This window comes from Burkholderia sp. Ac-20392 (assembly GCF_017104585.1).
GTDB lineage: Bacteria > Pseudomonadota > Gammaproteobacteria > Burkholderiales > Burkholderiaceae > Burkholderia > Burkholderia lata.
In genome coordinates this window covers 1-11,361 of sequence record NZ_JAAGPB010000280.1, presented here as the reverse complement: position 1 = coordinate 11,361, position 11,361 = coordinate 1, and the positions used below count along the sequence as shown (strand labels likewise).

Sequence of the window (11,361 nt, the reverse complement as noted above, 5' to 3'; positions counted from 1 at the left end):
CCGACGGCGCGGCCGCGACGCGTTTCGCGGCCGGCACGACGGGCTGCGGCGCGCACGCTTCGGACAGCACGTCTTCCGGCAGCGCGAGCACCACCGGGCCGGGACGGCCGGACGTCGCGACGTGGAACGCATGGCTCAGGTATTCGGGAATGCGGCGCGGGTCGTCGATCTGCGCGACCCATTTCGCCATCTGGCCGAACATCCGCCGGTAGTCGATTTCCTGGAAGGCTTCGCGGTCGAGGTGCTCGCGGGCGCACTGGCCGACGAACAGGATCATCGGTGTCGAATCCTGGAACGCGGTGTGCACGCCGATCGACGCGTGGGTCGCGCCGGGCCCGCGTGTGACGAACGCGATGCCGGGGCGGCCGGTCAGCTTGCCGACGGCCTCGGCCATGTTCGCGGCGGCCGCCTCGTGGCGGCAGACGACCGTCTGGATGCGCGCGGTGTCGTCTGCCAGCGCATCGAGTACGGCGAGGAAACTCTCGCCCGGCACGCAGAACACACGTTCGACGTGATTGGCGAGCAACGCATCGACGAGCAGTCGCGCGCCGGTGGTGGCGGGCTGCTCGAGATCCTTGGAATGCGACATGGGCTGCCGTCTCCCTGGGTAGCGGGACGTACAGCTTACGCCCGTTGGCCGGCCGCCGGTACGCCGGCCGCAGAAAAGTGTCGGAACACGTAGGGATTCGGGCACGCACTGCGGTTTCGGCCGAACGGCCAGCTTGTGCGGGCATCCTCGACGCTGAAAAATCGAGCGCTACGAATGTCGAGCCGGCCCGCTTGTCGTCGGCGCGGAGAATGAGGCCCTGTCCGTCATGAACGGTGCGGCGTGCCGGCGTTCGCTTTCGAATCGATATCAGGGTGAGCAAGCATGATGTACACACATGGATTTACATCGTCGGCCAAGCGGATATACTGTACATCCACAGTACATCCGGATGTTGGAGGCGACATGCATACGACGAGGGTATTTCGGAACGGCAACTCGCAGGCCGTGCGAATTCCTGCCGACCTTGCCTATGAACGCAGCGATATCGAACTGGAAATCGAGCGCATCGGTGACGAAATCCGTATTCGGCCGGCGCGGCGGCCTTTGACGGATGTCCTCGAGAAATTCGCGAAATTCGGGCCGGATTTCATGGCCGAAGGGCGTGGCGACCACGAGCAGGCCGAACGCGAGGGGCTGTGATGCCGCGCTACATGCTCGACACCAACATGTGCATCTATCTGATGAAGCATCAGCCGGAGCAGGTCGCGAGACGATTTGCGCAGTGCTACACGGGGGACGTCGTGATGTCGGCGATCACGTACGCCGAGCTCGAGTATGGCGTCACCGCGTGCGCGAGCCCGGCGCGGGAACGCAGCAACCTTGCCGCGCTGATCGAGGACATTCCCGTCGCGCCGTTCGATGTTGCGGCTGCGCAAGCGTATGGCCCGGTCCGCGAGGCAACCCGCGAGCGGAAGAAGGATCATCTCGACAAGCTGATCGCCGCTCATGCGGTGTCGCTCGATGTCGTCCTGGTGACCAACAACGAGCGGGATTTTGTGAGCTACCCGGGAGTGCGGCTGGAGAACTGGCTGAACGATTGATCCGTGCCCGCAGGGCGCGCGATGGTCATGCGGGGCGACTGATTGCCCCACATGGCCATCGGCTGCAGCATCAGCACTCGACGATATTCACCGCGAGGCCGCCGCGCGACGTTTCCTTGTACTTCGTCTTCATGTCGGCGCCCGTTTCGCGCATCGTCTTGATCACGGAGTCGAGCGACACGTAGTGCGAGCCGTCGCCGCGCAGCGCCATGCGCGCCGCGTTGACGGCCTTCACCGACGCCATCGCGTTGCGCTCGATGCACGGGATCTGCACCATCCCGCCGACCGGGTCGCAGGTGAGGCCGAGGTTGTGTTCCATCCCGATTTCAGCCGCGTTCTCCACCTGGTGCGGCGTGCCGCCGAGCACGGTCGCAAGCGCACCGGCCGCCATCGAGCACGCGACGCCCACTTCGCCCTGGCAGCCGACTTCCGCACCGGAGATCGACGCATTCAGCTTGTAAAGAATACCGATCGCGGCAGCCGTCAGCAGGAAGTCGATCACGCCCTGTTCGTTCGCACCAGGCGTGAAGCGCGTGTAGTAGTGCAGCACGGCCGGGATGATGCCGGCCGCGCCGTTGGTCGGCGCGGTGACGACGCGGCCGCCGGCTGCGTTTTCCTCGTTGACCGCGATCGCGTACAGGTTGATCCAGTCGATCATCGACAGCGGATCCTGCAGCGCGCGCTCCGGGCTGCCCGTCAGCGTGCGGTACAACTGCGGCGCGCGGCGCTTGACCTGGAACGGGCCGGGCAGGTTGCCGTCGGCTTCCGGGTTGCCGATCCCGCAGCCGCGCGACACGCACGACTGCATCACGGCCCAGATCTTCAGCAGGCCGTCGCGCGTCTCTTCCTCGGTGTGCCACGCACGCTCGTTTTCCCACATCAGCTGCGCGATCGACTTGCCGGTCGACTCGGTCAGCGCGAGCAGCTCGGCGCCGGTGCGGAACGGGTGCGTCATCTGCTCGGCCGCGCTCAGCACCTTGGTGTTCGGTGCGCCGGCCGTCACGACGAAGCCGCCGCCGACCGACAGGTAGGTGCGCTCGACCAGCACGTTGCCGCTCGCGTCGGACGCGCGCAGTTTCATCCCGTTCGGATGCTCGGGCAGCGCCTGGCGGTAGAACGCGATGTTCTCCTTCAGCACGAAGGGCACCGGATGCGTGCCGAGCAGCGCGAGCTTCTTCGATTTGCGGATGTCTTCCAGCCGCGCGTCGATCGTCTCGGGATCGACGGTGTCGGGCGCGTCGCCGAGCAGGCCGAGCATCACGCCGCGGTCGGTGCCGTGGCCCTTGCCGGTCGCGCCGAGCGAGCCGTACAGCTCGACCTTCACGTGGGCCGTTGCGTCGAGTTGCCCGTCGCGCTCCAGGCCCTGGACGAACATCAGCGCCGCGCGCATCGGCCCGACCGTATGTGAGCTGGACGGACCGATACCGATCTTGAAGAGGTCAAAGACGCTGACTGCCATGTTGATTCCTGCCTTGCTATAAGAATAATGCTAGCGCGCCTGCAATGGCAGGCACGCGGCGAGCCATGCGGGCGGCGTTGGGGAAAGCTGCTGCGCGACGCGGGCATAGCGCCCGTCGAGCCGCGCGGCCAGATGAAAGAGTTCGGTGGCGTTTTTCGGGTCCCACTGCCCCGTGTAGCCCGGCAGGCCGGCCTCGCGGCGCTTCGCGTCGAACGGCACCGGCGAATTCACGAATTCCTCGTGGGTCTTCTCGCCGAGCGCGTACGGCACGAGCCAGTCGAGCGCGGCTGCGAGCGTCGCGCCGTTCGCGCCCCGTTCGCGCAGCCAGTTGCGGTTGAAGCGGCGCGCGGCGAGCGCGGCCGTCACCAGCGGCTGCAGGTCGTAGACCGCGTAATGCAGCGCATCGCGTTCCTCGAAGTCCCAGGTCTTGCCGTCCGGGCCGATGTTGTCGGCGAGATGCTCGACGAACAGCCGCTGCGCGGCGTTCATCATCTTGCGATCGCCGAGCGTGAACGCGGACAGCGCGATCAGCTTGATCCGGTGGCTCTGCCAGTTGTTGCGCCAGGTGTCGGTGAGCGGGCGCTTCTGCGCGTCGATCTGCGCGACATAGCCGGCGCCGAGCTTCGCGATGAACGCGGCCGTCGCGTTGCGGGTCTTCACCGGCAGCGCGCTCGCGGTCATGTCGTACGCGACGATCAGGCTGTCGAAGCGCGTCTCGTCGATCGGGTTGAAGCTCGGCTGGTAGGTCGCGACCCACGCGGACAGGAAGCGGTCGACGAGCTGCAGGTAACGCGGCGCGTTCGTCACGCGCCACGCGAGCGCAGCATCGCGCATCAGGTCGAGATCCTTCAGCGCGGCGGCGCTCTGGTCGTAGATGCCTTCGTGCGGCAGCGTGCCTTCCGTGTGCACGCGCGCCATCGCCTTCGGCTGCTCGCCGATGCGCGCGTCGACGCTGCGGATCAGCGCCTGGACGCCCGGCTCGGCCTGTGTCGTCTCGCTCGCCTGCAGTGCCGGCGCCGCGCAGAAATTCATCGCCGCGCGCGCGCTGCCGGACGCGCCAAGACCGGCGGCGGCAAACGACAGCGACGCAACGAGCATCGGCACGACGCGGCGCGCGCGCGGCCGCCCTTGCATTGCACCATGGCCCGGAAACATCGGACGCACCATGCGGAACTCCTTCATTGGCTGGATCGCGTGTGATGTTAGCCGGATTGGCGGGCGAACGTGAACCGGTTCGAGCGGCGAACAAAAAAACCGCACGCAACCCCGGGTTGCGTGCGGTGTGGTCACCATCGGGCGGCTCCTGGCCTGGCGCGCGTTATGCGTATTCCGACATCGGCACGCACGAGCAGAACAGGTTGCGGTCGCCGTAGACGTTGTCCGCGCGGCCGACCGGCGGCCAGTACTTGTTCGTGCCGAGCGAGGCGACCGGGTACGCAGCCTGCTCGCGCGAGTACGCGTGCGGCCATTCGTTAGCGGTGACGACGGCCGCCGTGTGCGGTGCGTGGCGCAGCGGGTTGTCCTCGCGGTCGGCGCGGCCTTCCTCGACTGCACGGATTTCGTCGCGGATTGCGATCATCGCGGCGATGAAGCGGTCGAGTTCTTCCTGCGATTCCGATTCGGTCGGTTCGACCATCAGCGTGCCCGGCACCGGGAAGCTCATCGTCGGCGCGTGGAAGCCGTAGTCCATCAGGCGCTTCGCGACGTCGTCGACGCTGATGCCGCTTGATTCCTTGATCGGGCGCAGGTCGAGAATGCACTCGTGCGCCACCAGCCCGCCCGGGCCCGAATACAGCACCGGGTAGTGCGGCGCGAGGCGCTTCGCGATGTAGTTCGCGTTGAGGATCGCGGTTTCCGTCGCGGCGGTCAGGTTCTTCGCGCCCATCATCGCGATGTACATCCACGAGATCGGCAGGATCGACGCCGAGCCGTACGGCGCAGCCGATACCGCGCCGATGCCGTCTTCTTCGCGCGTGTAGCCGGTCGAACGCTGGTTCGGCAGGAACTTCGCGAGGTGCGCGCCGACTGCGACCGGGCCGACGCCCGGGCCGCCACCGCCGTGCGGGATGCAGAAGGTCTTGTGCAGGTTCAGGTGCGACACGTCGCCGCCGAACTGGCCCGGCGCGGTCAGGCCGACCATCGCGTTCATGTTCGCGCCGTCGACGTACACCTGGCCGCCGTGCGCATGGACGATCTCGCAGATCTCGCGGACGTTCTGCTCGAACACGCCGTGCGTCGACGGATACGTGATCATGATCGCCGCGAGGTCCTTCGCGTGCTCGTCGGCCTTCGCCTTCAAATCGGCGATGTCGACGTTGCCCTGCGCGTCGCATGCAACGACCACGACCTTCATGCCGGCCATGTGCGCCGATGCCGGGTTCGTGCCGTGGGCGGACGCCGGGATCAGGCACACGTCGCGGTGCGCTTCGCCGCGCGATGCGTGGTAAGCGTGGATGATCAGCAGGCCCGCGTACTCGCCTTGCGAGCCCGCGTTCGGCTGCAGCGACACGGCCGCGTAGCCGGTGGCCGCGACGAGCATCTGCTCGAGCTGGTCGATCATCTCGCGGTAGCCGACGGTCTGCTCGGCCGGTGCGAACGGGTGGATGCCGCCGAATTCGGGCCACGTGACGGGCAGCATTTCCGACGTCGCGTTCAGCTTCATCGTGCACGAGCCGAGCGGGATCATCGAGCGGTCGAGCGCGAGATCCTTGTCCGACAGGCTGCGCAGGTAGCGCAGCATTTCGGTTTCGGAATGGTGGCGGTTGAACACGTGGTGCGTCAGGTACGCGCTCGTGCGCTCGAGGCCGGCCGGCAGCGCGGCGACGCCGGCGAGGCCCGCGTCCAGCGCGTCGACGGCCGGTGCGGTGCCGCCCGCGGCTTGCGCGAACACGGCGAGGAGATCGGCGAGGTCGTCGCGCGTCGTCGTTTCGTCGACCGATACGCCGACTTGCGTGTCGCTCACGCGGCGCAGGTTGATGCGCTTCGCCTTCGCGAATTCGTGAACCTGCGCGGTGCGCGCGCCGGTGTCGATCGTCAGCGTGTCGAAGAACGTGTCGTTGACGGTTGCGAAGCCGAGCTGCTTCACGCCGGCGGCGAGCAGCGCCGCGATGCGGTTCACGCGCAGCGCGATCGTCTTCAGGCCGTGCGGGCCGTGGTAGACCGCGTACATGCTGGCCATGATCGCGAGCAGCGCCTGCGCGGTACACACGTTCGACGTGGCCTTCTCGCGGCGGATGTGCTGTTCGCGCGTCTGCAGCGCGAGGCGCAGTGCGGGCTTGCCTTGCGCGTCGACGGTCACGCCGACGAGGCGGCCCGGCATCTGGCGCTTGAATTCGTCACGCACCGCGAGATACGCGGCGTGCGGGCCGCCGAAGCCCATCGGCACGCCGAAGCGCTGCGTGTTGCCGATCGCGACGTCCGCACCCCAGTCGCCCGGCGGCGTGAGCACGGTCAGCGCGAGCAGGTCGGCCGCGACGACCACGTGGCCGCCGGCCGCATGGATCGCTTCGGTGAGTGCGCGGTAGTCGCGCACGTCGCCGTTCACGCCCGGGTACTGCAGCAGCACGCCGAATGCATTGGCCTGAGCCGCGTCGGCGGCCGGGCCGGTCTTGACCTCGATGCCGACCGGCAGCGCGCGCGTGCGGATCACTTCGAGCGTCTGCGGCAGCACGTCGTCGGCGACGTAGAACACGTTCGACGTCGGCTTGCCGGTGCGCTGCAGCAGCGTCATCGCTTCGGCGGCGGCGGTGGCTTCGTCGAGCAGCGACGCGTTCGAGATCGCGAGGCCCGTCAGGTCGGCGACCATCTGCTGGAAGTTCAGGAGCGCCTCGAGGCGACCCTGGGAAATTTCGGGCTGGTACGGCGTGTAGGCCGTGTACCACGCCGGGTTTTCGAGCACGTTGCGCAGGATGACGGCCGGCGTGTGCGTGTCGTGGTAACCCTGACCGATATACGAGCGGAACACCTGGTTCTTGTCCGCGAGAACCCGCAGTGCGGCGAGGGCTTCGGCCTCGCTCTTCGGCTGCGCGAACGGGCCGAGCGGCAGCGTTTCGGCGCGGCGGATCGAGGCCGGGATCACGGCGTCGATCAGGGCGGCGCGCGACGCGAAGCCGAGCGTGTCGAGCATGGCCTGCTGGCTGGCGGCGTCGGGGCCGATGTGGCGTTCGGCGAACGCATCGTGCGTTTCGAGCGCGGCGAGCGAGAGGGGCGTGCGGTTCATCAGGCGGTCCGGGTGTTCGAGCTTCATGGCGTTCCTAGGTCGACCCGAGGGGGTGCGTCGGCACCTGCTCGGGCCGCATGCTTGGCAAGCGACCGGAGCGTGCGCCTGGGCGCTTGCTCCGGCCTCGCGCGAGGCAGGGCGGCTGACCCACCCCGCGCGGTACGAGTGAGAAAGTTAGTCGCCGATCAGTTTCTTGTAAGCGTCGGCGCTGAGCAGGTTGTCGGTGTTGGCGCCTGCTGCGAGCTTGATCTTGAACAACCACGCGTCGTAAGGATCGCCGTTGACATCTTCCGGCGTGTCGACGGCGTCCTGGTTGAACGCGACGATCTCGCCCGATACCGGCGAGTAGATGTCGGATGCAGCCTTCACCGACTCGACGACGCCGATCGCGTCGCCTGCCTTCGCCTGCTTGCCGACTTGCGGCAACTCGAGGAACACGATGTCGCCAAGCGTGCTCTGTGCGTGATCGGTGATGCCGACCGTCAGCGTGCCGTCTGCTTCGGTGCGGATCCACTCGTGTTCGTCGGTGTATTTCAGATCGGCCGGGACGTTGCTCATCGGATGCTCCTGATTAAAAGGGTTTGTTCGTTTTGCTGGCGCGCCGCCGGGGCGCGCCGGGTGTGGTGTTGCGCCGGGCGCCATCTCCCGGCTTCCCGGGAGGCGGGCCTCCCGGCCGTTACGCAGCGAGGACCTTGCCGTTGCGCACGAACGGCAGTTTTACCACGCGCGCGGGAAGATTCTTGTCGCGAATTTGCACCTGGACCAGGTCGCCGATCTGGACGGCCGCCGGCACGCGCGCGAACGCGATCGATTCCTGCATCGACGGCGAGAACGTGCCGCTCGTGATCTCGCCTTCGCCATGCGGCGTGACGACTTTCTGGTGCGCGCGCAGCACGCCGCCCGCCTTGCCGTTTTCCTTCTGCAGGATCAGGCCGACGAACGCGGCGCGGGTGCCGTTGGCTTCCAGTGCGGCGCGGCCGACGAAGTCGCGCGGCGCGGTGAGGTCGACCGTCCACGCGAGGCCCGCGTCGAGCGGCGAGACGGTGTCGTCCATGTCCTGGCCGTACAGGTTCATGCCGGCCTCGAGGCGCAGCGTGTCGCGCGCGCCGAGCCCGCACGGGCGCACGCCGTTTTGCTGCAGCGCGTTCCACAGCGCTTCGACGTGCACGGCCGGGACGATCACTTCGAAACCGTCTTCACCGGTGTAGCCGGTGCGCGCGACGGTGAGATCGCCGAACGGCGTGCCGGCGACCTGCGCGGCGTTGAACGGCTTCAGTTCGCTGGTGGCGGCGCGCGCGGCGGGCACGGTCGACCAGGCCTTTTCGCGGGCGTTCGGGCCTTGTACGGCGACGATCGCGAAATCGCGGCGCGGCGTGATCGTGACGCCGAAGCCGCCTTGCTCGTTCAATTGGTTGAACCACGCGATGTCTTTCTCGGCCGTGCCGGCGTTGACGACGACGCGGAAGAATTCTTCGGTGAAGTAGTAGACGATCAGGTCGTCGATGACGCCGCCCTGCGGATTGAGCAGGCACGAGTAGAGCGCCTTGCCGGGCGTCTTCAGCTTGCCGACGTTGTTCGCGATCGCGTGCTCGAAGAACGCGCGCACGCGGCTGCCGGTGAAATCGACGACGCACATGTGCGACACGTCGAACATGCCGGCGTCGGTGCGCACGGCTTCATGTTCTTCGATCTGCGAGCCGTAGTTGACGGGCATGTCCCAGCCGCCGAAGTCGACCATGCGGGCATTGAGCGCGCGGTGCGCGGCGTTGAGCGGGGTGTGATTCAGTGCAGTCATCGAGGCCTCAGGCAAGGCGCTTGCGCGCGGATCAGAACGGCCATGTGCCGACCACCGCGGCCAATGGCCTGCGAGCGATCCGGTACATGCCCCTCTGTCCTCGATACCTGAGAGATTGCGTTGCCGGCCAGGCCTGGCGAACGCGCGCCCCTTCGGTGGGCAGCTTGCCCGCGCAGCGGATGCGCTGCGGGCTACTGCCGCTCTCCAGAGTGCGGGGAGAGTGTGGCCCGCGCAATGCGCGGACGGGATTCCCCGACGCGGTCGGTCCTTTTGCCTGAGAGTTTGCGGGTGTGCCCCTTCGGCGGCGCAACCGGCTGAAACAGCCCGGTCACACGCTCTCCCGACGCGTGCGGGCGACTGTACGCGAGCGGTTGGGCCTTGTCAATTTGAGCAAAAGAATGTCGCTTCGCGACAAGCGGCGGCAACCGGCGCCGCCGCTTTTTTCCGCTCCGGCGGGCGCCGGTGCGTTACTCGCCGATCGCGCGTGCGGCCGTGTCGAGTTCCTGGTTCAGCACGCGCTGCTCGTCGCCGGACAGGCCGCCGCTATGTTGCGCGGACATGTCGTTCGCTTCCTGGCGGATCACGTCGAGGCGGTGATGAAGCTGCGCGCCGTACGGCGGCGGGTAGTAGCCGCCGTTCACGCGCGCATCGATACGGCGGTGCAGGTTGTCGATCCGGCCCTGGATCTGCTGCATCCGCTCGTTCGCGACGACCTGCGGATTGGGCCGCGGCGGGGGTGCCGGGCGGACCGGCTGCTGCGGCTGCACGATACAGGCCGCAAGCGAGGAAACCAGGACGCAGCACGCTGCTGCGCGAATCAACCGTTGCATCAACATTCTCCTGACGGATTGGTGTCGGATCGACTTTTTTGAGAAACGCATCAGACCGGTCTACCGCTGACTTTCGTTCCCCCGGCATTTGTAACCGAATGTTCCGGTTGATCCATGCGCACCTGCGCCAGCCGGCCGCCAGCGGCCGGCGCGCGGTGTCAGATCGTGCGGCGCACGAACGGCAGCCGGCGGCCATCGTGCTCGCTCTGTGCGGCGAGCTCGATGATCGTCATCACGTCGACGGCGTCCTGCGCGGTGACGGGGAACGGCGCGCCGTCGCGGATCGACGCGGTCAGCGCGCGGTAGAACTCCGCGTATTGGCCGTCGAGCGTCGGCACCGGGCGCTCGACTTCGACGTCGCCGTCGAGCACGCGCAGCAGGCCGGGCGGGTTGCCGCCGCCGAATTCGACGTCGTCCGCGGTGAGGCCGGCCTTGAGCTGGTCTTCCTGCGTGTCGAGCCCGAACTTCTGGTAGCTGCCGCGGGTGCCGTGCAGCGTGAAGCGCGCGGGTTCGATCGCCGACAGCGCGCTCGCATGCAGCGCGACGTCCTTGTCCGGATAGCCGAGCTGCAGGTGCACGTAATCGGGCGCCGTGCCGTTGTCGCGGCGCGTCTTGACGGTCGCGCTCACCGTTTCCGGCAGGCCGAACAGCGCAAGCGCCTGGTCGATCAGGTGCGGGCCGAGGTCGAGCAGCAGGCCGCCGCCACGGGCGGGTTCCTCGCGCCAGCGCGTGCGCGGCGTTGGGCGGAAACGGTCGAAGTGCGATTCGAAACAGGTCAGCCGGCCGAGCTCGCCCGATTTGACGATGTCGCGCACGGTGAGGAAATCGCCGTCCCAGCGGCGGTTGTGGAACGGTGCGAACAGCCGGCTGCGCGCGTTCGCGAGCCGCGCGAGCGCGAGCGCCTCGTCGGCGGTGAGCGTGACGGGCTTGTCGACGACCACGTGGCGGCCGGCTTCGAGCACCTGGCGCGCGAGCGCGAAGTGCGTGTCGTTCGGCGTGGCGATCACCACGCATTCGATGTCGTCGAGGCCGAGCAGCGTGTCGAGATCGGGGACGACGCGCGCGCCCGGATACGCCGCCTGCGCGCGATCGGGCTGCCCCGTTGCGATCGCGGTGACTTCAGTGCGGCCGCTCGTGGCGATCACCGGCGCGTGGAACGTCGCGCCGGCGAACCCGAAACCCATCAAACCAATCCTGAGCAATGACGACATGGCAATCCCTGGCTGCGAAGGAAACTAACGGACGGTGCGCCGAGACGGCGCGAAGACGACCGGCTATTTTGGCATGGCGCGGCTGCTTGCACTGGCGTGTTCGGGCGAAACGCGCGATGCGATGCGGCGTTTGCGCAAGGAAAGCCGGCATTTTGCGCGGGCCTCTGTGTGACGCCCGCGCCGGTAGCCTGCCGGCCCGCACGGTGGACGACCGGCGCCGGGGCGCCGCCCGGGGTCATGCCGCTGTGCTCCGCCGA

10 protein-coding genes and 2 riboswitches are annotated in these 11,361 nt (G+C 67.7%); of the genes, 2 read left to right on the top strand and 8 right to left on the bottom strand.

From position 1 onward, the window contains the following. A partial coding sequence (locus tag G3N99_RS25615; protein WP_277396438.1) for a thiamine pyrophosphate-binding protein occupies positions 1–589 on the bottom strand: 589 nt, incomplete at its 3' end. Positions 590–952: 363 nt separating this feature from the next. On the opposite strand from G3N99_RS25615, the gene vapB reads away from it, so the two are divergent. Beyond that, entirely contained in the window at positions 953–1,189 is a 237-nt protein-coding gene (gene vapB, locus G3N99_RS25610) for a type II toxin-antitoxin system VapB family antitoxin (protein WP_174940166.1), read from the top strand. Continuing rightward, the gene (locus tag G3N99_RS25605) at positions 1,189–1,590 is read left to right on the top strand and encodes a type II toxin-antitoxin system VapC family toxin (protein ID WP_174940164.1); all 402 of its coding nucleotides are present in this window, start codon (positions 1,189–1,191) and stop codon (positions 1,588–1,590) included. The genes vapB and G3N99_RS25605 overlap by 1 nt, the downstream gene beginning before the upstream one ends. Before the next feature lie 70 nt (positions 1,591–1,660). Here G3N99_RS25605 and G3N99_RS25600 read toward each other — a convergent pair whose 3' ends face one another. From G3N99_RS25600 to G3N99_RS25570, 7 genes are all read right to left on the bottom strand, one after another. Continuing rightward, complete coding sequence (locus G3N99_RS25600) at positions 1,661–3,049, bottom strand: L-serine ammonia-lyase (RefSeq protein WP_206123790.1); 1,389 nt, start codon at positions 3,047–3,049, stop codon at positions 1,661–1,663. Positions 3,050–3,079: 30 nt separating this feature from the next. Further along, positions 3,080–4,216 (bottom strand): alginate lyase family protein, encoded by a 1,137-nt coding sequence (locus G3N99_RS25595; RefSeq protein ID WP_206123789.1) that lies wholly within the window; start codon positions 4,214–4,216, stop codon positions 3,080–3,082. Positions 4,217–4,367: 151 nt separating this feature from the next. Further along, on the bottom strand, positions 4,368–7,295 hold the full coding sequence (gene gcvP, locus G3N99_RS25590; RefSeq protein WP_174953309.1) for an aminomethyl-transferring glycine dehydrogenase: 2,928 nt from the start codon (positions 7,293–7,295) through the stop codon (positions 4,368–4,370). Positions 7,296–7,442: 147 nt separating this feature from the next. Continuing rightward, the gene (gene gcvH, locus G3N99_RS25585) at positions 7,443–7,826 is read right to left on the bottom strand and encodes a glycine cleavage system protein GcvH (RefSeq protein ID WP_174940158.1); all 384 of its coding nucleotides are present in this window, start codon (positions 7,824–7,826) and stop codon (positions 7,443–7,445) included. Positions 7,827–7,944: 118 nt separating this feature from the next. After that, complete coding sequence (gcvT, locus tag G3N99_RS25580; protein ID WP_011350563.1) at positions 7,945–9,063, bottom strand: glycine cleavage system aminomethyltransferase GcvT; 1,119 nt, start codon at positions 9,061–9,063, stop codon at positions 7,945–7,947. A gap of 84 nt (positions 9,064–9,147) precedes the next feature. Further along, positions 9,148–9,281: riboswitch (glycine riboswitch) on the bottom strand. Positions 9,282–9,314: 33 nt separating this feature from the next. Next, positions 9,315–9,416: riboswitch (glycine riboswitch) on the bottom strand. Between the two features lie 114 nt (positions 9,417–9,530). Continuing rightward, positions 9,531–9,893 carry a hypothetical protein gene (locus G3N99_RS25575; RefSeq protein ID WP_027788671.1) on the bottom strand — a complete coding sequence of 121 codons (363 nt, stop codon included), beginning with the start codon at positions 9,891–9,893 and terminating at the stop codon, positions 9,531–9,533. Between the two features lie 158 nt (positions 9,894–10,051). Beyond that, entirely contained in the window at positions 10,052–11,104 is a 1,053-nt protein-coding gene (locus G3N99_RS25570; RefSeq protein ID WP_206123788.1) for an oxidoreductase, read from the bottom strand. Positions 11,105–11,361 lie beyond the last annotated feature (257 nt).